This window comes from Bacteroidota bacterium (assembly GCA_020402865.1).
Taxonomy (GTDB): Bacteria; Bacteroidota; Bacteroidia; order Palsa-965; family Palsa-965.
In genome coordinates this window covers 62404-84206 of sequence record JADBYT010000010.1, presented here as the reverse complement: position 1 = coordinate 84206, position 21803 = coordinate 62404, and the positions used below count along the sequence as shown (strand labels likewise).

The window sequence follows — 21803 nt, the reverse complement described above, 5'->3', positions numbered from 1 at the left end:
GATCAGGAAGGTTGTTGAGTTTGCTTTCGGATGCGTTGGATATTATCGAAAAGAATAAGTCCCAGTACACCGAAAATTAAAGTTGTTACTGTGCTTACCGCCACAATAAGCCAACGTACCGGATACGATTTACGTTCGGCCGGGAAGGCTTTGTTTACGATAAACTTATAGGTAAGCGATTGTTCGTTATCCACTTTGGCCTCCTCGTACTTTGTTTTGAGCAGGTTAAGCTGCTGGCGCTGGATATAGAGGTTTTCACGAATCGACATATAAGCCGAACCGTATGAGGCAATGATGTTAAGCTGTTCGCGCAGTGAGGCAAGCGCACGCTGATCGCCTTTGGCAAGGGCAATGGCATACTGCTCACTGGTTACTTCCGATTGTGATTCGTAGTCATATACACCTGCTTTGTTCAGCTTGGCCAGCGAATCCTGCATGCCTTCCACTTCCGCTTTTTTCGAAAGGTATTCAGCCTCCACAATACGGAAAGCCTGGCCGGCACGGTCGCGCTGCATACGTGTTTTAGTGGAGTCGAGCAGCGCCGCAATGTCGTTGGCAATAGCCGCAGCCATTACACGGTCTTCATCCAGCACTTCCACTTTAACCGACATAAACTCCGTGCGCTTGAACGAAATGTTATCGTTATACATCTCATACAAACGGGTGTTTTTGTACTTGTCGGCCGTGTCAATCCGGTAATGCTCCATCAGGTTGTATTTCTTGCAGATGGCAGAACGGATTTCGTCTGAATTCAGAATCTGCATCATTTGCTCGGCCTGCTCTTCTTCACCAAACTGAAGTACGTCCTGTTTGCCGGTTACGTCTTCCGTAAGAAGGGCCTTTGAAATGGAGTTCGATTGTACAGGGAACATGATCACCGACGATTTGAATTTTTCGCGGATCATGAGTGATACCACCGATGACAAGGCTGCTGCTGCAATGCCAATGATAATTAACGGTTTCCGCCAGCGCCAGAGAAAGTCGAGCAGACTGGCTGAATTGAATGAATTTTCGTTGCTTCGGGTTGTCATGAACGAAAGTTGTGTTTCCTGATGTGTGTGCGCCTCCGGCAAAGTGGTATGGGGACACCCCGCTTCGGGCAGGGGCAAAAGTAACAAAAAACCGTTGCCAGCCCTTCAAAAGGCCGCTAAACGGTTTTCAAGGCAATTTATTGCCACATCCCCCAAAAAGATTATCCGTATTTCATTATCCGGAACATCCCCTTCACGCTGATCAGCCTTGTGGCAAATGCCCAGGCCAGCGAAGTGCCGGTCATTACGATAAATCCTAAAATCCAGCCTGATTTGCCCGGCTGCATCAGGTAGGTGTGACAAACCTGTGCAATGGCAATGACCCCCGCTGTATAAACCACCAGTGTGGTAAGCAGCCGCCAGTTTACGCGGAATTTAAACCAGCGTTGCACAATAAGTACCTGAGCCACAGCTGTAAGCACTTGTGTGGCAAGGCTGGAAATGGCCGTGCCCCGTGCTTCCATCTGGAAGTGTTTGATAAACAGGTAGTTCATGCCAACGTTGAAGATCATGCCCGAAAGCGCCACCACGTTTAATTGTCGCAAATTGCCATTGGCCGTAAGCAGTGTGCCGAAAATATAGGTAGTGGAAATGGCTACAAAACAACTCATCAGCACACTGAACACAAAAGTCACATCGCCCAGATGTTCAGTGCCATAAAGCATGCCCATCAGGTTCTCGCGGTAAAAGGCACATCCTACGGCAATCACCACGGCCGGGGTAATGAGCAGGGTAAATGAAAGCTTCACCAGCGGCTCCACCGATTCGCGGAACTTGAGCATGCGCGAGAACATGGGCAGCAGCAGCACCGAAAACAGGTAGGCAATCATGTTGGTGGCATCAAGCAGGCGATAGGCTTTGGCGTAAATACCGGCCTGCTCCGGTCCCGAATGTTCGAGTTCGTCGGCCAGTGCATCGCGTTCCCGCTTTTCGGCCTCGTTAAGCACCAGATCAGGATCGCGCAGCACTTTCAGGCGTTCGGCCTTCACCGCATCGCCCTGCGGCAGCATACGCTCAAGCATTACCGAGTCGATACGGTTGTAAAAGGTCATCAGCAGCACCAGCACCGCAAACGGAAAGCTCTTGCGCAGAATCATTACCGAAAACGGCCGGCTCCACCGCAGTTTAACGGTATGCGTATGCCGCGCCACCGCAAAAAACGCCACCGCAGCCGTAATCAGGTAGCCCACCGTTTGCGCATACACAAAGTCCATAATATCCACCCGGCGCGGAAACAGGTTGGTCCACAGCATCGTTCCCACAATGGCAATCATCAGCACCCTGTCGAGCACCGAAATCAACGCATCCGTCTTAAACAAATGCAGCCCCTGCAAATTCGAGCGCAGGTAAAGCACCATCGAAATCAGAAACTGGTTAAAGCCCAGCATCAGCAGCAGTTTGAGCAGCCGCGTATCGTATCCGATAATTAGTCCGACCACAATAGTGGCAATAATATAAAGTACTGCAAGCGCCAGCTTAAGCACAAACAGCGCCGAGAAATGCTTGGTAAGCAGGTGGCTGTTCTGGGCAATATTCTTGTTGTTGAAATTGGTAATGCCTACATCAAGCAGGATGTTGAGCAGAAACGAAAAGTTAAACAGCGCAAAGTACTCGCCGTAAGCAGCGTTGCCCACTTCATTCTGCACATTTGGTTCAATAACCAGAATCCAGAACGGCTTTATAAGCAGGTTCAGGAAAAGGAGAATGACTAAGTTGGTGACGAAACTTCGCTGCATGAGTTCGGATGAAGGCGCGAAAATATGGAAAATTTATGGAGTGGACGTGCCTGAGACTCATTACAAACCTCAGTCAAACCGCCCGGTAGGGCTGAGAAATGAGAAAAGTTTAACATTTCGGTGTTGGTTAGCGTACAACTTGTTTGGAAAAACCATTTACTTTTGCTCTGATGAAGATGCACGGATTAATACAAAGAAGTCTTGCAGCAATACTGCTGCTGCTTTTCTGCGCGCTTCAGGTTCAGCTTTCTGCGGCACAGGTTTCAAAACTGCCGCAGTTAAAGCAAAACGGCTTCAATGCCGCACACAGTCAGACGAATACCAATGGTGGTTTTGAATTTCTGACCGATACCGAGGATTATGAAAACGAAGAGCATCTCGAAGCTGTACAAACGCTTCCGGTGCTCGAACTTTTTTATCTGCTTTTAGCACCGGCACCGCACACTCCGGTTGCATGGGTATGCCGCAATGAGATAACGGCAGGTGCCGTTCCGCTTTTTGTGGCGCAGCAGAATTTCCGTATTTGATTTCTGATGTTTTCGTGGCCTTGCTGCATTTTTTGCGGCAGGGCTTTTTGTTGTGCCTGAAAAATTAAGTGCCACTGCCGGTGCATGCCGGTTAAACGTGTCGCACACCGGTACAACCTCTTTCTGAAGTGAGTTAACCGAAAACATCATTCATCCGATTTTTATGAATCAGTTAAATAAGAAACTGCTGCCCAAAGACGGGCTGGCGGGCTTAAAAGAAAATTTCACGCGCGATGCGCTCAGTGGCTTTCTGGTATTTCTTATTGCCATGCCGCTTAGTTTAGGAATTGCCAAAGCCAGCGATTTCCCTCCAGTAATGGGATTGCTCACAGCCATTATCGGCGGAGTAATAGTAAGTCTGGTGGCCGGGTCAAAACTCACCATTAAAGGGCCGGCTGCGGGGCTTATTGTTATTTGCTCAGGTGCTGTGGCTGCTTTCGGCGGAGGCGAAAATGGCTGGAAAATGGCGCTGGCGGCAATTCTAGTAGCCGGTTTGCTGCAAATTGTTTTTGGCTTTCTGCGCTTTGGCAAACTTTCCGATTTTTTTCCGGCCGCAGCCATTCACGGTATGCTGGCAGCCATCGGACTCATTATTATTTCCAAGCAGGTGCATACGTTGCTGGGTATTGATCCCTCGCTGCTTAAAGGAAAAGAGCCGCTCGAATTGTTTGCCATGATTCCCGAAAGCATTGCACATGCCAACTGGCATATCGAAATAATTGGTCTGCTCGGGCTAAGTATTCTCTTTGGGCTTTCGGCAATCAAACATCCGCTGGTGAAGAAAATTCCGGTGCCGCTGCTGGTACTCGGTATTGCTATTCCGCTTGGCATACTCATGAATTTTAAAACCGACGAGCCAGCCTACGCGCTGGTAAAAGTGGGCAGCCTGTTTGATAAAATCGGGTTCAACGTTGATTTCTCTGCCATCACCGCACACCCCGGAGCATTTGTACAATATGTAATCTTGTTTGCGCTCATCGGCAGCATCGAATCGTTGCTTACAGTCAAAGCAATAGACGGACTTGATCCGTTCAAACGCAAGTCAGACACCAACCGCGATCTGGTAGCAGTGGGCCTTGGCAACACCCTTTCGGCTGTACTTGGCGGTTTGCCCATGATTTCGGAAGTGGCCCGCAGTTCGGCCAACGTGGCCAATGGTGCGCGCACGCGCTGGGCCAATTTTTTTCACGGCCTGTTTCTGCTCATCTTCCTTATTGCTGCCGTGCCGCTCATCGAAATGATTCCCAATGCCGCACTTGCAGCCATGCTCATTTTTGTAGGCTTCAGGCTGGCTCACCCGCGCGAATTCATTCATACCTGGCACATCGGCAAAGAACAGTTTTTAATTTTCATCAGCACCCTCGTGCTCACACTTGCCACCGATTTGCTCATCGGTGTTTTTTCCGGTGTACTTATCAAGTTCATTATTCATCTCGTAAATGGTGCCGGTTTACGCAATATGTTCCGCTCCGATTTCGAAGTATTGCAGCCCGATGGAAGGACTTATATCGTGCGTATTAAAGGTTCGGCAGTGTTTACCAATTTGCTCGGATTGAAAAAAGCATTGATGGAAATTCCGGTTGAAGGTGATGTTACGGTTGATTTTTCGAGGGTGAAAATGGTTGATCATACCACTCTTAAAACTATTCAAACCATCAAAGATGATGTAGAAGCGGAAGGCGGTTCATTTTCCATTCTCGGCCTTGAAGGAATGAAAGCCATGTCGGCCGAGCCTACTGCTACACGTATTTCGGTATTGAATTAATTCGGGCAGCTATGAGAAAAATTCTTTTGTTGCTCAGCGCAGTAATTATACACCTCTTGTTGCCTGCACAGAATACGAAGCGAACCAAAGATGGTCTTGCGATGTATCTCAGTGCTGATAGCTCGTTATACCTTAAATCAACCGTGTGTTTGCAAACCTGGGTGCGCTACAATCAGAACAATCCGGGCAGTACCTTTTTCGGTAAAAGGCAGAGCGATGTATTTGATATCGGGATACGCCGGTTCAGGATGCAGTTGTTTGGGAAAATTGCTCCACGGGTGTTTGTGTATTCACAGTTTGGTATTAATAATTTCAATTCGCTTTCGGCACGCAAATCGGGCGCTTTCTTTCATGATCTGGTTACCGAATATGAAGTGTTGCCAAATTACCTCAGTATTGGTGCCGGGCTTACCGGCTGGAGCGGACTTGGTCGTTATGCATCGCCTTCGGTGGCTTTATTCCTGATGTCGGATGCACCGTTGTTTGAGCAGGCTACCAATGATGTAACGGATCAGTTTCTCCGGAAACTTTCTGTTTATTCAAAAGGTAAGATAGGACGTATTGATTACCGATTTGTCCTCAGTAAGCCTTTTGCGATTGAAACCATGAATGGTTTTTCTGTTTCCGATACATCGCTGGCTTCGCGTGCATATTATAATCCGGCTCCGGCGCGTTTGCAGGAGCAGACTTATGTGCAGTATCAGTTTTTTGATAAGGAAACTAATGTTACTCCTTATACTACCGGGTGTTATCTGGGTAAAAAGAAAGTGTTTAATATCGGAGCAGGGATGGTTTATCAGCCTGATATGATGCGCTACCGCAATTCGGAAGGAGCTGTACTTACGCACCCGATGGCTTTGTTCGCCGCCGATGTATTTCTTGATCTTCCATTGAATAAAGAAACCGGAACCGCATTAACTGTGTATGGCGGCTACTTTCATTACGATTTCGGGCCCGGCTACTACCGCAATGTAGGGGTGTTTAATGTGGCCAACGGGCTTGAGGCCGGTAGTAAAACGGTGTCAGGCTTTGGTGATGCATTTCCGATGGCGGGCACGGGTTCGGCTGTTTATGTGCAAAGCGGATTTTTACTCCCGGCAAAGTTTACAGCCAGTCACGGAAAACTCCAGCTGGTGGTTTCGGTGTTTAGTGCAAAATGGGATGCGTTCAAACAACCGGTAAATGTATTTGAAGGTGGAGTAAACTGGCTGATCAACGGACACAATGCCAAGCTCAATCTCAACTATCAGAGCCGTCCGGTATTTGCGCTCAATGCCGCCGGCGAACCCGCTACCGGCAGTGCATTGCGCAAAGGGATGTATTATATCCAGTATCAGATTTTAATTTAACGAATGAAGCAAAAGAAAGGGATAATCTGATGAAAAAGCAGAGCGATTTTAATGAACACAAAGTGCTGCACAGACTTAGTCATTACCTGCCTGCGCAGGCACCGCTTAAAGATTTTATTCACCACAATACACTTCATGCATTTCAGCATTTGCCGTTTGATGAAGCATTGCGTCAGGCTGAAGCTGTGTTTGGCTACAAAACCTCGTTGTCGGTAGCCGAATACAGGAATTATTATCAGGCCGGTGAAATTGATCACAGTGTATTGGAGGATGTGCTGCTTGCCCGGAAAGGTTCGGGTGAGCTTGACAGGTGGATGCATTGCATGCTTGAAAAGCATTACGAGACTAATGTATGCGCACGTATCGGGCAATTGCGAAGCCGCTGGCGCGATGTGTATCGCCTTGATCTCGATTCGCGTGTACATCCGCGTTTGTTTCGCATTCTCTGCAGCTATCTCGATCAAGGTATTGCCATTCACAATTTCCCGGTGCATGAAAAAGGATTGCTTAGTTCATTGCGCATTCTGGAAAAGAGCAGTTTTACCAGTTTCTTTTCCACAGCACGAGTACGCAGCATGCTGCTCGAAGGACATTGCGGACTTGCGCATCTTTTGAAAATTGTGGTGGGTGATGCAGCGTATTACGAACGTTATTTGTTTGATCAGCAGTTTGCGCATCAGGGCTGGTCGGGCATGGTGGCCGCAATTGAACTGCAGCCCGAAACACTTATCGACCGCAAACCAATCACACTACACGATTTAATTGTGCTCGAGCTTTTGCTGGAGATTGATTGTCTCGATCAGGAATTTGGCGTGGTGTGGGCTCCTGTGGCCACCGGACTCGATAATCCGCTGCCTGATTTGTTTGCTTCTGTTCCTCAAACCGAGGCCGGCGAAGTGCTCAGCATGTGGCAGGAGGCGCTGGAGTGGACGTATTACCGGAAAGTGCTTGGTGGAATAAAATCGTTGCCTGCTGTGGCGCCCGATAAGCCGGCTGAGCGTAAGTTTCAGGCTGTATTTTGTATCGACGATCGCGAGTGTTCGCTGCGGCGTTACATTGAACAGCAAGAGCCGGCCTGCGAAACATTTGGCACACCGGGCTTCTTTGGTGTGGAGTTTTTCTATCAGCCCGATCATGGCAAGTTTACCACCAAGCTTTGTCCGGCCCCGGTTACACCAAAATTTCTGATCAAGGAAAACGGCGCAGCACAAACACGTAAAAAGGAAATTCACTTTACACGGCACACTCACCGACTACTGCCGGGCTGGCTCATTTCGCAAACGCTTGGCTTCTGGTCGGCATTGCAGTTGTTTGTGAGTTTATTCAGGCCGCGTATGACGGCTGCGGCAGCTTCATCGCTGCGGCACATGGATCAGTTCTCGCAGCTTACCGTAGAGTGTACGCACCCCGAACATCATGAGCATGGTTTGCAGGTAGGCTTTACTGTGCCCGAAATGATTCAGCGAGTGGAAGCTCAGTTGCGAAGCATCGGACTGATTGACAATTTTTCGCCGTTAGTGTATGTGGTAGGACACGGCTCAAGCAGTATCAATAATCCGCACTATGCAGCCTACGACTGCGGTGCATGTTCGGGAAGGCCGGGTTCGGTAAATGCACGTGTGTTCTGCTTCATGGCCAACCACCCAAAAGTGCGCGAAGGACTTGAGCTTCTCGGTATCCATATTCCGGCGCATACCCGTTTTGTGGGTGGCTTACATGACACCACGCGCGACGAAACTTTGTTTTACGACGAAGAACAACTTTCGCCTGCACAGACGCAGTTGCATCAGCAAAATCTCCTCGTGTTTGAAAAAGCACTCGATGCCAACGCAAAAGAGCGTGCCCGTCGCTTCGAATTGGTAAACAAAAAGATGCCACCGCATAAAGTGCACGAACAGATGCGCCTCAGATCGGTTTCACTTTTCGAGCCGCGCCCTGAACTTAACCACGCCACAAATGCGCTTTGCGTGGTTGGCCGGCGAAGCCTTACCCGCGGACTTTTTCTCGACCGGCGCTCCTTTCTCAATTCATACAATTATCAGATCGACCCGGAAGGAAATTACCTGTTCAATATTCTTAAGGCAGTAGCGCCGGTATGTGGTGGTATTAACCTCGAATACTATTTTTCGCGGGTTGATAATCAAAAACTCGGCGCTGGTACAAAACTTCCACACAATGTAATGGGGCTTATTGGCGTAGCCAATGGTATCGACGGCGATCTTCGTCCCGGCCTGCCTTCGCAAATGATTGAGGTACATGATCCGGTACGGCTTCTGGTCATCGTGGAACATTTTCCGGATGTTGTGCTTAAAGCTATCAGCCAGAATGCCGACACCTATCAATGGTTTGCAAACAACTGGGTGCATCTTGTGGCTGTGCATCCGCTCACACGTTCGTTTTACATTTTCAAAAACGAAACGTTTGTACCGCTCAGTCTCGATTCCATGCCTTCGCTTCCAGTACGCAATCTCGAATTGCTGCTCGAACAGCATGCTGATAATTTCCCTGTGTATATGCTGCAAAATTTAAATTGATATGGATCACCTGCTTCATTTGTTTATCCTTCTGCCACTTGCCGGTTTTCTGGTAAGTCTGGTTTTGCCGCGCGGCCGCGAATCGCTCATTTCTGCAGTCGCTTTTGGTACAACGGGCATTCACCTGCTCAGTGCGCTGATGTTCGTGGTGTACTGGTTGTTTAACGGCCATCCTACACTTAATCTGAAAGACATTTCACTCTATCGTTCCACCGATTATGAGTTCTTTCTCGATTTTTGTTTCGATAAAGTGACAGTTGTTTATCTGCTGGCAGGATCGTTGCTTGCCACTATGGTTACACGTTACAGCCGTTACTACCTGCATCGTGAACCGGGATACCGCCGCTACTTCAATACCATTTTATTTTTCTTCACCGGTTACAACCTGGTTGTATTTTCAGGTAATCTCGAAACTTTGTTTATCGGCTGGGAAGTGCTTGGTATTTCATCGTTCCTGCTCATTGCATTTTACCGCGACAGGTATTTGCCGGTGAAAAATGCCATGAAGGTTTTTTCGGTGTATCGTATTGGTGATGTGGGTTTGATTCTTGCCATGTGGATCAGTCATCATCTCTTTCACGAGAACATCACTTTTCAGCGGCTTAGTAATTACGATCAGGTACATCATTTACTCACCACACAATCGTGGGTTGGCTTTGCCCTGTCAATAACCATTCTTATTGCAGCAGCAGCAAAATCGGCGCAGTTGCCGTTTACCTCGTGGCTGCCTCGTGCTATGGAGGGGCCGACGCCATCGTCGGCTATTTTTTACGGTTCGCTGGCTGTACACATGGGTGTGTTTTTGCTTTTACGCACCTTCCCGTTTTGGGAGCATCAGTTTTCGGTGCGTATTTTAATTGGTGTGCTTGGGGCCGTAACCAGCTTCATAGCATCGGGCGTGGCGCGTGTGCAGTCGTCGGTAAAAAGTCAGATTGCCTATGCTTCTGCAGCACAAATCGGACTCATTTTTATTGAAGTGGCGGCAGGGCTGGAAACACTTGCGCTTATTCATTTTGCGGGCAATGCATTTTTGCGCACCTATCAGTTGCTGGTGTCGCCATCGGTAGTAAGCTATCTCATCCGCGAGCAGTTTTACAACTTCAAGCCGCGCGAGCATACATTTGAAGATACGTTGCCCCGCAAAATTGAATACACGTATTACATGCTTTGCCTTAAGGAGTGGAACCTCGATTCGTTTTTACAGCGCATTATCTGGGAGCCCTTGCGCCGTGCCGGGAAATGGATGAATCGTATAAGCGTAAAAAATCTTATGCTGCTTTTCATTCCGCTTTACATGCTTGGCTGGCTGCTGCACCTTGCCGACGATAAACTGCCGCATTACATCCAGCATAATTTACCCATTGTGCTGGCTGTGGTGGCTTTGTTTATGGTGCTCAAAGCCTTTGCAGAACGCCGCAATATTATGCTTGGCTGGATACTTATTGTAATGAATCATTGCTGGATGGCGCTGGCCGTTTCGTTCAATGAGCATTTTAGTTTTTCGCATCTCATGCTCTATCTGAGCGGTGTGGGTATTTCCGGACTGGTTGGTTATCTGGCGTTGCGCCGGCTTTCGTTGTTTGAGAAAGCCGACCTGAATCATTTTTATGGTCACGCCTGGGAGCATCCCAAAATTGCACTTGTGTTTTTAATGGCCTGTTTGGGTATGTCGGGCTTTCCCATTACCAGCACTTTCATTGGCGAAGATTTGTTGTTCAGTCATATCCACACCAGTCAGGTGCTGCTTGCCGTAATAGCTTCCTTATGTTTTGTGATTGATGGTATTACGCTGGTACGTTATTATGCGCGCATTTTCCTCGGGCCGCATGTAAAAACGTATCACGAAGTGGCCTACAAATCGTCTTAGTTTTTTCCCGGGGGAAAGAGGCCTGCTGTGTTCCCCGCACAGTATCGCAGTTCGGCGGCACAGAATCCGGATAAGGGTCATGTTTGCCAACAGTGTGCCGCCGGCTGCGTTTGGCTTTACTGTTATTCACCGCAGGGAATTCGCATCTTTGTGCATGCTTAAACTGCCGCCTGCTGCGCCGCTGCAAGTTGTACAACCGCTTCCCGGCTGGCCTTCTGACATGGAGGTGGCACTGCTGCGTATGGATCTGGTGCATGCGCGCTATGGCGGCAACAAGTATTACAAACTTTATTACAATGTGCTGGAAGCGCAGCAGCTTGGTTTACCCTTGCTCACGTTTGGCGGCGCATATTCCAATCACATTGCCGCCACCGCAGCAGCTGCGGCCGAAGCGGGTATTCCGGCCACGGGCATCATTCGCGGCGATGAGTTGCATGCGGATGCTAACGATGTATTGCGCTTTGCAGCTTCGTGTGGCATGCAGTTATATTTTGTAAGCCGCAGCGAATACCGCCGCCGCTACGATGCCGGGTATCACAGCGAACTTAAGCAACGCTTCGGTGCATTTTACAGTGTGCCCGAAGGCGGCACTAATGCACTTGCCGTAAAAGGTTTTGCCCACGCGCTTCCGCCCGAAGCATACAAGTATGCACACATTGTATGCGCTACAGGCACCGGCGGCACACTGGCGGGGTTAGCAGCAGCTGCAAAACCACATCAGCGTGTAACCGGCATTGCAGTGGTGAATGATTCGGTGCGCATCAGGGAGCGGGTGGGCGGGTTGTTGCGGCCTTACCCGGATGCGGCGCAGTGGGAGCTGGAGGAGCGGTTTACGTTTGGCGGGTATGCACAGGCGGATGCGGAGCTGGAGGTGTTTTGCAGGGAGGTTTCGGCGGTGTGGGGGATTAATGCGGATTTGCAGTATGTGGGGAAGATGTTGTTTGGGGTGAATGCGATGGTGGGGGAGGGAGAGTTGGGGCGTGATGTATTGATAGTGTGTTCGGGGCGGGATAGTCAGATCTAAGGATATTGTAGTGTATTATAATTGAATTATTTTTATTGTTATGGATTATTTATATTTTAGAAAAAAAATATTAGCGAAAAATGAAAGATGTTCTTGATAGTATTAGAGAAAGAGTAGCGAACCCCCTGATTTTCTCTTTTTTAGCATCTTGGCTTATCGCTAACTGGCGAATAATTGTTGGTTTGTTCTGGTTTGACAGCAACGATATAAATAGTGCAGGCTACTATTCATTGATTGATTTTATTGAAAAAACAATAAATCCCTATAATGGATTCTTGATCCCATTTTTTTGTGCTATCGGTTACGTATTGTTGAATCCAATAGTCAAGAACTGGATTCGTGCTTTTCATGCGTGGACAACAAAATGGGGTGAAAAAAGACGATTAAAAATTCTTCAAGATGCGTATATAGGGATAGATAAATATTTTTCTCTTAAACAACAACTTAATAGAAAAGTGACTGAATTGACTGAGCTCATCAATAAAGAGTCCGAGACTTTTGAAGAAGTCAAAAAGGTTAAAAGTCAGTATTTGAAAGAGAAGATGTTAAGTGATGAATTGCATTTGAAAATCGAGCAGTTGGAGGCATCTCAAAATTTACTTTTTAATCACCGGTTTTTAGATGGGTATTGGATAAATAGTTATCAATACCCTAATGGGAAAAAAGGTAAAGAAGAGGTAGTTATTCACGCTGGTCAATATTCGATAACAGGTACGTTTAATGTACAACAAAAAACTTTTGACATCTCTGACTTTGTCTATAATCCCAATACGAAACAGATTTTTTTTATCAAAACAATAGTTCCTGAATTAAAAGATAAAGTACCTGCTAATGATCGCATTCATATTAATAGACTTGAGTTGGTTAATAATGATTTATTAGTTGGCTTGGAAGACGGGGAAATTAAAATTGAGTATAGAAAGAAGTTAGCTCTTGTGGGTTAGAGCGGGCAATATTCACATATCAACTAATCCCCCCTGTTAAAATCCCGCTTTCCCCCACCTTCATTTGCACACCCCGGCTCAGCATAGTTTTGTAGCATGCGCCTTGAACCGAGTCGGCTTATTCTGTTTCTGCTTTCACTTCGCGGCTTTGCACAGCCTTCTGAGCGGAAGTTGTTGACTGCCCATTATATTTCGCGTTACAAGGATGATGCGGTACGTGAAATTGTTGAACGCTTTTTGGATCAGGTGTTGATTGTTTGTTTGAAGTGATAATTATTTTTGAAAATGACTCTGAAGCAATTTCAAATATTCGTGCTAAGATTTCGGAATTAGTTATTTGGGTTAAATCAATCAACTTGAATTGATAGGCTCATAATTTTCGGAAAAGGAAGGAGAAATCAGTGCGTATGAAAATTGCACTTCCACTATCAACACCCCCCTGTTAAAATCCCGCCTTCCCCCACCCATTTGCACACCCCGGCTCCGCATAGTTTTGTAGCATGCGCCTTGTACCGAGCCGGCTCATTCTTTTTATTCTCCTGCTTTCATTTCGCGGCTTTGCACAGCCATCGGAGCGGAAGCTGATGCCTGCCGACTATATTTCGCGCTACAAGGACGATGCGGTGCGTGAAATGCAGCTCTCGCGGGTGCCAGCAAGTATTACGCTGGCGCAGGGCATGCTTGAAAGTGATAACGGAAACAGCGCCCTGGCTGTGTATGCCAATAACCATTTTGGTATTAAATGCCATACCGAGTGGACAGGCGAAACCTACATTCAGGACGACGATGAGAAGAATGAGTGCTTCCGCAAATACAAATCGGTTTACGACTCGTATCAGGATCACTCCAATTTTCTCAGCACGCGCAAACGGTATGCAGCGTTGTTTGAACTCAAAACTACCGACTACAAAGGCTGGGCACGCGGACTGAAAGAAGCCGGCTACGCCACAGATCCTAAATATGCCGATCGTCTCATCGACATTATCGAACGCAACAAGCTTTATGAGTTTGATGTGCAGCAGCCTTTGCCCTCGGTTATCGTGCAGTCGCAGCCGAAGCCGCATACCGTTTCGGCCACCGCAAGCGGCCGCGAAATTTTGCGCAACAACGATGTGAAATGTGTGGTGGTGAAAAAAGGCGATACCTTTTACAAACTTGCGCAGGAACTCGGCCTCGAAGTGTGGCAGCTTTACAAATACAACGAACTCGATAAAAACGCCGTGCTCAAGCCGGGGCAGATGATTTACCTGCAGCCCAAACGCAAAAAATCGCGCAGCGAAATTTCGCATACCGTAAAGCCCGACGAAACCCTGCATCAGATTGCACAGCAGTATGGCGTAAAAATCAGTGCGCTTTACAAGCTCAACAACCTCAAGCCCGGTGCAACCGTAAAAACGGGCGATGTAATTCTGCTGCGACGCAAAAGATAGCTGTCGCTACTTTTCTCTGAATGCAGCCAGCTCAGGCTCAAGTCCGGTAAGCGTTTTCCCGAATCGTGCAAACTTCAGTGTCCGCTGTTCATCATACACCAGCAACGCCGAAACACCTTTGCCTTCTTTTACCTGCGCAATCGCGTCGGTAAACAGCGTTGTGTTCCACAAAATTTTTACATGGGCTGTATCGGTTTGCTGAAATACCGATTCAAGTATGGCCGGGCGCTCAATACTGCGCACCTCGTTAAACAACGCTACAAGTTGCACGGTATCGGTATTGCGCATGCTTTGCCGGCGGAAAAACTGACTGAATATGCGCATGCACGGAATGCAGTCGTTGGCATTCATGGCAAACACGAGTGTATGTTTGCTTCGTGGCTGTGTGTTGAGCCATTGCTGCAGTGTGTTTATTTCAGGCGTTGTGGCTTCCTGTTTTTTCACAGCTTGGTGGCAACCCCAGAGCAGTGCCGGAATCAGTATCAGCAGCATTCTCATTGTATGGAAAGTTGATAGGTATCAATAAAATACTGCTCACCGCTGCGGTTGATGAAGTAATACGTGTTTGCATGTTTACCAAAATACGCACCGCAGTTCATCGCTTTTGTAAACACAAGTTTCCCGGCCTCTGCATCGTAAATGCGAAACTGTATAGCGGTGTCGGCCTTCACTTCTTCTCTGTACACACTGTATAACAAGAAATTTTCCTGTACATCGAAATCGGCAAAAAGTTTTTCCTTTTTGCTGTACTCCGGTTGAGGCGAAAACAGTTTTTTCTCCGGCAGCAAATACCAGCCGGCTGCAGTTTGCAGCAGTAATTCATTGCCAGACTTTCCAAATGCGAGGCGGTGCCGCGTGTGTTCGCGTATGTCGGATAAATAGCCGGGGATGTCTGATGTACGAAGGGCAACCTGTTTCCAGCCTATGCTTTCGTTCATGCCAAGTTGTGCGGCAAGCAGCAGGCTGTCGGCAGCCGTAATTTGTTGCGTTTCGGGCAGTGTAAAGAGTAACGGATAATCGTATGCTGTGCCGTAAATAGTATTCTGATGCACGGTAAAGCCAAGTGCAAGGCTGCAAAATGCATAACCTTTGGTTTTGCGTACAGTATCCTGCTCGTTGATGTAGCGGATGCGGCGAATCTGAAAAGCAGTATCGGTTTCAATCAGAAACTGGGCATTGCCGAACGACTGAAAGTTTTCGGCGGTGAGTCCGGGTGTTTGTAAAAGTTTTTTTGTTTGTTCGGCGGCATCGCCCGCACTTCCGAACAAGGATGCTGCCGCAAGTTCGAGTGTGCGGTAATGCCAGTCGATACTGATTTTATACACAATGTAAAACGTACCGTTGCTGTAGTCAAACGCTTCCACACCAAAAAATGGTTTGAATAAATCGTCGCCTGTTAGTGTTGTGGCTGTGTCGGGAGGCAGATACACAATACCGCGCGCCGAATCAAACGGCCAGGAAATTTTTCGTAATGCGGTATTCAGCGAATCGGCCGAAGAAAAACTACGTACCATTTTTCCGCTGCTGCAATTGTACACGCCAAGTGTGCCCGACGATACAAAGGCAATTTGATCGGGCCCTGTGGCTGCAATATGTTGCGGCTGGCTGCGGATAATGAGAGCCGATTCATCAACAGCGGTATGACCGGTTTGCGTAAATTTTACGGCACTGCTGCCGCCGCCGCAACTGCAAAGCAGCGCGGCGGCAAACAACAGCCCCCATGAAAAGAGTCCGGTTCCTCTCATACATTACAGTTCATCAAACGTAAACGTGAATCCGCCTGCATCGCTCGAAATATCACGGAATCCGCGAATGAGACGAATAACCGGCGACGGTTCATTGAGAATCAGGGCGTCTTCGCCGGTGCTTGCACTTACATCGGCAGCCACGGAGATCAGGTCGCTCGGAATTACATTAAGCGAATTATCGCCGCTTCGATCACCGATAATAATTACACCACATACACCTTGTGTCCCTACACAACGGTTGTTGTAAGTAATAGTGGGGAATCCCTGACCCGGTACAAACACCCCCGGCACGGTTTTTACAATCGGTCCGCGATTGTTGTTTGCCGCATCCTGCAGCTCACGGAAGTATTCGGGCGATGCCGCTTCAATTACTTCCAGCGCCGTGCGTTGCTTGTAATCATTCATTGCAGGCTGTACAGCTACATTTGTTTCTTTTGTGCAGCTGCCAAGCAGCAACGCAGCACCCAACAGCGCCGCTCCGAAAAATTTCTGGTTCGTCATGTGTATTGGTTTTTGGTTCAGCGCAAATGTATAATTGAAAATGAAAAATGATAATCCGTAAATCAAAAATTGTATCCTAAAGCAGGCTATTTTAAATGTCCGCGTTTTTTGAAAATGCGGGCTGAATTACATGTTTTTTACACGTAAAAAGCTGTTTTTAAATGGTGTAAACGAATGTCTTGGCAGGGTAAATTTCTCAATGTTGGTGGAGCTTATCCAAACCATCGTTACAACTATGCAAAAAACAAATACCCGGCAAAAATTGCGGCTACAATGCCCGCCAGATCAGTAAGCAGGCCGAATGCTACTGCATAGCGGGTTTTGGTTACACCGGCAGCGCCAAAGTAAACAGCCACGATGTAAAGTGTAGTGTCTGCAGCGCCCTGCATGATGCAGGAGATGCGGCCGGGCAGGCTGTCGGGGCCGTATATTTTCATGGTTTCCACCATCATGGAGCGGGCGCCGCTTCCGCTGAGCGGTTTCATAAATGCAGTGGGCAGCGAGGGCACAAAACCTCCGTCGCCACCCATGCTGTGTACGAGGGCCAGCAGTCCGTTTTCCATGAGTTTCATGGCACCCGAGGCGCGGAATATGCTCACGGCCACCAGCATGGCTACTAAATAAGGAATGATGCTTACAGCTGTTTTGAATCCGTCTTTGGCGCCTTCCACAAACACTTCAAACAAATTGAGCCGCGCCCGCCAGCCCGCCAGCAGAAAAGCAATAATGATGCTTATGAGCAGGCCGTTGCCCACCACCGAGGTGTATTTTTCAATCACTTCGCGCGGCTGGCCGTAAAGCATGGCTACAAGGCCGACCACCATCAATGTAAGTGCGCCAAGCCAGCCCAGCAGCACGGCATCGGGGCGAATGCGCTGGCGAAACATGCAGAGCAGAATGCCTGTGAGTGTGGATACATACGTAGCCAGCAGAATGGGCATAAACACATCGGCCGGATTGGCTGCGCCGGCCTGTGCGCGGTAGGCGAGAATGCTCACCGGAATAAGCGTAAGGCTTGAGGTGTTTATCACCAGAAACATAATCTGCGCATCGCTGGCGGTGTCTTTTTGCGGATTTATTTCCTGCAGCCGCTGCATGGCTTTAAGCCCCGACGGCGTGGCCGCATTATCAAGCCCAAGCATGTTGGCCGAAAAATTCATCAGAATATGCCCCATGGCGGCATCCTGCCTGGGCACACCCGGAAACAACCTGCTGAAAAACGGTGAAGTGATGCGCGCCATAAAGCCAATGGCTCCGGCCTGTTCGCCGATGCGCATCAATCCCAGCCAGAGCGTCATTACACCCGTAAGGCCCAGCGCAATTTCAAACGCCGTTTTGGCTCCGTCGAAAAGTCCGGTGGTGAGTTCGCCAAACACGCCTGTTTCACCAAATACAAACAAACGCACCAGCGCCACCACAAAGCCAATGAGAAACAGGAAAAGCCAGATGTAATTGAGCAGCATACGGCCAAAGTAGCACAAAGCCGCCGCTGCCGGTTGTGAAGGCACGTTAAAGTATTAACACTGCATTGTGTTTATTAAGGCTAAACTGTATTTTTGAACTACTAACCTCTACATTTCGATGCGTATGGCGCCTGTCGTAATCATTGTCGTTATCCTTTTCTTCTGGATCTTCATTAAACCGAATTTGTTTGGCCGCAACACTGGTCATACGTCGCAGCAAAGCAATACGGATAACAGTTTCATGGATGCTTCTTCATATCATCATCCCCCGCATTCCCACTTGTCCGATCACTCACACAATCATTCGCATTCCAATCACACACATTTCAATCAGCACGATTCAAATTCCTCGTGGAGCGGCACCGACAGCAATTCCTCGTGGAGTGGCAGCGATACATCGTCGTTCAGCAGCGACTCCTCATCCTTTAGCAGCGATAGCGGGAGCAGCAGTGGTGATTAATTATATAAATGTATCATGTATCACTTGCTTTGGATAATTCCGGTTATACTTTTTCTGGCGGTGGTTGGCTACGGTATTTCTCTTATGTATAAAGAGGAGGGCCGCCGTTTTTCAATTGCCGATCTTTCAGAGTTGGTGATTGGATTATTCACCGGATTATTCAACTAGTAATAGGTTTGCGCGGTATTACTGTACTACGGAAAAGAAATTCCTGAACAGCTTCAATCCAATTTCCCCGCTCACTTCCGGATGAAACTGCACACCAAACAGCGGCAGTACCGGATGGCGCATGGCTTCAATCAGATAATCGGCCGAAGAGGCGAGATGAATGAACGACGAGGGCAGCGTGATGCCTTCGGTGTGATCTTCGGCCATGATTGTATGTTCGCCAAGGCCTTTGAAAAGCTGATCCTGTTTTACAATGCGGATGGGAACAGAAGTGCGCACGGCCGGGCCGCGATAAATTTTTGCGCCATGCAAAATGCCCATGACCTGATGGCCAAAGCAAATGCCCAGCACAGGCAGTTTCCCTTCTTTCGCCCAGCCAAATTTTTCGTGATACGGTGCATGATCCACTTCGGTAAGGAAGGTAGGCGAACCACTGAAAATTACTGCTTTCGCATCACGCAAATCGCTTTGCGAAAATTCGCGCCAGTCGGTGATGTGCGTCTGAAAGCCGCATTGAATAACCATTTCCGCGATGTGCGGTGTTTTGGTGCTTCCGAATTGAATGATGTGAATCATGCTGATGAGCTTGTTGTGGGAACGATAAGATGAACCAGCTAAAAATACAAACTGCGGACATATTGCCCGCAGTTTGTAGTTGTGTTAACTGGTGAGATGCTTATTCAATGATGAGCATTTCCACGCGACGGTTGCGCTGACGGCCTTCCGGCGTGGTGTTGGGCGCAATGGGACGTGTCTGGCCAAACCACTCAGTCTTGAGTTGCGACTCCGAAACGCCTTTCTTCATCAGATAGGCTTTAACGGCTTTGGCGCGTTTCTCAGACAGTTTGAGGTTGGCGGCGGGTTTGCCCACGTTATCGGTGTGGCCCGAAATCTTCAGCTTCCAGTTCGGCTTCTTCTTGAGCAGTTCGGCAAGTTCGTCGAGCGATGCGTAAGAAGTAGCGCGGATGATGTCTTTACCGCTTTCGAACTCGAGGTTATCGAATGCTTTCTTGAGGATTTCGGCTTCCTGCTGGGTGAGCTGAACAACTACATCAGGCACTTCCATGGGCTTGAGGTTGTTTTTCACCGGCTTCGGAATATCAAAACGGAACAGGCCGTCGCTCAGGCTGCGGATGGCACGTTTTGAATTGCCGTTTACAATTACACGTACATCGTTGGTGCCTTGTGTATTCTCACCGTCGAGACGGAACACGCATACAGAGTCAGCCGGCAGTGATTCGAATGTAAACGAACCGTCTTTGGCCTGACGTACAGAGTTCATGCTCTGACCTGCAATGTTTACGAGGTGCAAACGAATTTCGGGGCAGCCTTCGTTATCAACCGGACCTGCTTTCTCAGGGCACAGATCGAGTTTGTCCATTACACCGTCGCCGTCTTTATCCGGGCAGCCTTTAAATTCGGGCAGGCCGGCTTCTTCGGGACAATCATCTTCTTTGTCGATGATTTTGTCGCCGTCTTTATCCGGGCAACCGTTAAACTCTTGCGGACCGGCATCATCCGGGCAGGCATCCTGTTTGTCGGTAATGCCGTCGCCGTCTTTGTCAGGACAACCATTAAGTTGTTTCAGGCCGGGCTCATCGGGGCAAATATCTTCCGAATCCTGCACGTGGTCGCCATCTCGGTCGGGGCATCCGAGGAATTCCCATACGCCGGGTACATCTACGCACTTGTCTTTTTTGTCAGATACCTTATCCTTATCGCGGTCGCGAACGGCTTTGTAGTGGATGGGTACTTTCAGCGCCATATAGAAATCCGCACCGTACAAAATTTTATTGCCGTGTTCGCCTTTCTTAATGATAAACGGACTGAGGTTGGTGGTACCCAGCACCAGCGGCCCAAGTCTTACACCGGTACCAATGTTGAAGTTGCGGTGCTGATCAAAAGTCATCGGTACCCATACGCCGAACCATTTATGATCCCAGCGCGGCGAGAGGCTGATGCGTGAAAGCTCATGCACTTTCTCGGCATTTTTACGGAACTGGAATGCGTAGAACGGAGTAAGGTTCACATAAAAATCTTTCCAGATGTTATAGTCAATCTGGAAGCTGAATGCCAGCGGCAGATTCATGCGGTAGTCGCCGGCAGAATTTGTGGTCGAGCCCGCTCCGAAACGGTTGCGCAGTGTATCGTCAAATGCGCGGATGGGAATTGAATCGAACTCAAGGTTGTTTACATTCCACGAATTTACATCGGCAATAAAGTCGTTTGCAAATTCGCCTTTCTGGAATTTAATTGAACCCAGATCGGTGAGCGATGCACCTACGCGGAGCTTGTATTTGTTTTTATGGCGCATCCACAAATCGGTTTCGCCGTCCATGTCGTACTTGTACTTCTGATAATCGGGTCGCCATTCATATACAAAACCAAGATCGAGACCAATGCCGGGGCTGTTGAAGTTAAGTCGGTAGTTGGGCTGCTGGCCATCGGGGAATTCAAAATTGTCGGAGTGGCTGTAACGGATTTCAGAACGGAAGAAGGTAAGTGTCGAATCGTTCTGTACGAGATATTGCAGGTTGTCGGCAAAGAAATAAGCCGAGCCAAGACCAAGCAACAATTTCGGGCGCACACCAATTTTCATGAAGTGCTGTTTCTGATCAACCAGTGTGTGGCCCCAGGTTACACCAAACTCCGCCCAGGTCATGTACTGGATGCTGAGTTGTTTGTTTTCGATGCGCTGCAACCAGTTCTGGCTGTTTTCCAGACCGGAGTAGGCCAGTTCGGCAAGCGGTTCACCTACACCATCTACATTGAGATAGGTGCGGATGCTTCCGGTGAAAGCCAGTGCATTTTTCTCATTCAGTGTAATCATGAATGACGGAAGGTGCACACGGTTGCTGAAATAAACCGATTTATTGTAATCGCCCGTGCGGCGAAACAAATAACGATCGGTAAAGAGCGAATCCTCAAAGTTGGGGAATGCGCTGGTGCTGTCGGGCGGAAGCAGCGGCCCCACACGGTTGTCGAACGCTGTTTTGCGAAGACCAATGTAATTGTTGCTAAGACCAAAGCTGACACCGGTAAGCATAATGTCAACTTTGAAACGGCTGTCGGCAATTGAAGCAGGGTTCAGGTCGATACCGTTTACACCGGCATAATTGGTAGCGGTGTAGCCTATGAAATCCTGCTGGGCATTTACCGTAAAAGGCAACAGACCAAGCAGCAGCAGAAGGAATGCTGTAGTGCGTTTCATAACTTAGGTTTGGTTAAGTGTGGCAAAGATAGTTAAATAGGGCGT

General features: G+C 48.3%; 18 protein-coding genes. 10 read left to right on the top strand and 8 right to left on the bottom strand.

The window, feature by feature from the left end; genetic code table 11:
- Positions 1–2 precede the first annotated feature (2 nt).
- Both IM638_08390 and IM638_08385 read right to left on the bottom strand, forming a co-directional pair.
- On the bottom strand, positions 3–1031 hold the full coding sequence (locus tag IM638_08390; GenBank protein MCA6363044.1) for a hypothetical protein: 1029 nt from the start codon (positions 1029–1031) through the stop codon (positions 3–5).
- A 161-nt stretch (positions 1032–1192) separates the two neighbouring features.
- A complete protein-coding gene (locus IM638_08385) occupies positions 1193–2767 on the bottom strand; it encodes an oligosaccharide flippase family protein (GenBank protein MCA6363043.1) in 1575 nt (524 codons plus the stop codon).
- A gap of 176 nt (positions 2768–2943) precedes the next feature.
- Between IM638_08385 and IM638_08380 the strand changes: the two genes are divergently transcribed.
- From IM638_08380 to IM638_08345, 8 genes are all read left to right on the top strand, one after another.
- Positions 2944–3294 (top strand): hypothetical protein, encoded by a 351-nt coding sequence (locus IM638_08380; GenBank protein ID MCA6363042.1) that lies wholly within the window; start codon positions 2944–2946, stop codon positions 3292–3294.
- Positions 3295–3457: 163 nt separating this feature from the next.
- Positions 3458–5059 (top strand): SulP family inorganic anion transporter, encoded by a 1602-nt coding sequence (locus IM638_08375; GenBank protein MCA6363041.1) that lies wholly within the window; start codon positions 3458–3460, stop codon positions 5057–5059.
- Between the two features lie 11 nt (positions 5060–5070).
- A complete protein-coding gene (locus IM638_08370) occupies positions 5071–6408 on the top strand; it encodes a hypothetical protein (protein MCA6363040.1) in 1338 nt (445 codons plus the stop codon).
- A 29-nt stretch (positions 6409–6437) separates the two neighbouring features.
- Positions 6438–8942 carry a DUF2309 domain-containing protein gene (locus IM638_08365; protein ID MCA6363039.1) on the top strand — a complete coding sequence of 835 codons (2505 nt, stop codon included), beginning with the start codon at positions 6438–6440 and terminating at the stop codon, positions 8940–8942.
- 1 nt (position 8943) lies between these two features.
- Positions 8944–10809, top strand: coding sequence for a hypothetical protein (locus IM638_08360; protein MCA6363038.1), 1866 nt, complete (start codon positions 8944–8946; stop codon positions 10807–10809).
- Positions 10810–10963: 154 nt separating this feature from the next.
- Entirely contained in the window at positions 10964–11833 is an 870-nt protein-coding gene (locus IM638_08355; protein ID MCA6363037.1) for a pyridoxal-phosphate dependent enzyme, read from the top strand.
- Positions 11834–11913: 80 nt separating this feature from the next.
- Positions 11914–12777: a hypothetical protein gene (locus IM638_08350; protein ID MCA6363036.1), complete on the top strand. Its 864-nt coding sequence runs from the start codon at positions 11914–11916 to the stop codon at positions 12775–12777.
- A gap of 632 nt (positions 12778–13409) precedes the next feature.
- On the top strand, positions 13410–14207 hold the full coding sequence (locus IM638_08345) for a glucosaminidase domain-containing protein (GenBank protein MCA6363035.1): 798 nt from the start codon (positions 13410–13412) through the stop codon (positions 14205–14207).
- A 6-nt stretch (positions 14208–14213) separates the two neighbouring features.
- Here the strand turns inward: IM638_08345 and IM638_08340 are convergent, their stop codons facing one another.
- From IM638_08340 to IM638_08325, 4 genes are all read right to left on the bottom strand, one after another.
- Entirely contained in the window at positions 14214–14705 is a 492-nt protein-coding gene (locus IM638_08340) for a hypothetical protein (GenBank protein ID MCA6363034.1), read from the bottom strand.
- On the bottom strand, positions 14702–15952 hold the full coding sequence (locus tag IM638_08335; GenBank protein ID MCA6363033.1) for a hypothetical protein: 1251 nt from the start codon (positions 15950–15952) through the stop codon (positions 14702–14704). The genes IM638_08340 and IM638_08335 overlap by 4 nt, the downstream gene beginning before the upstream one ends.
- Before the next feature lie 3 nt (positions 15953–15955).
- A complete protein-coding gene (locus tag IM638_08330) occupies positions 15956–16456 on the bottom strand; it encodes a hypothetical protein (protein ID MCA6363032.1) in 501 nt (166 codons plus the stop codon).
- 233 nt (positions 16457–16689) lie between these two features.
- The gene (locus IM638_08325; protein MCA6363031.1) at positions 16690–17919 is read right to left on the bottom strand and encodes a hypothetical protein; all 1230 of its coding nucleotides are present in this window, start codon (positions 17917–17919) and stop codon (positions 16690–16692) included.
- 124 nt (positions 17920–18043) lie between these two features.
- Here IM638_08325 and IM638_08320 point away from each other — a divergent pair, with 124 nt between their 5' ends.
- Both IM638_08320 and IM638_08315 read left to right on the top strand, forming a co-directional pair.
- The gene (locus IM638_08320) at positions 18044–18379 is read left to right on the top strand and encodes a hypothetical protein (GenBank protein ID MCA6363030.1); all 336 of its coding nucleotides are present in this window, start codon (positions 18044–18046) and stop codon (positions 18377–18379) included.
- 15 nt (positions 18380–18394) lie between these two features.
- Positions 18395–18547 (top strand): hypothetical protein, encoded by a 153-nt coding sequence (locus IM638_08315; protein MCA6363029.1) that lies wholly within the window; start codon positions 18395–18397, stop codon positions 18545–18547.
- A gap of 18 nt (positions 18548–18565) precedes the next feature.
- Here IM638_08315 and IM638_08310 read toward each other — a convergent pair whose 3' ends face one another.
- Entirely contained in the window at positions 18566–19123 is a 558-nt protein-coding gene (locus IM638_08310) for a gamma-glutamyl-gamma-aminobutyrate hydrolase family protein (GenBank protein ID MCA6363028.1), read from the bottom strand.
- Between the two features lie 100 nt (positions 19124–19223).
- Positions 19224–21758 (bottom strand): OmpA family protein, encoded by a 2535-nt coding sequence (locus tag IM638_08305; protein ID MCA6363027.1) that lies wholly within the window; start codon positions 21756–21758, stop codon positions 19224–19226.
- Positions 21759–21803: the final 45 nt, after the last annotated feature.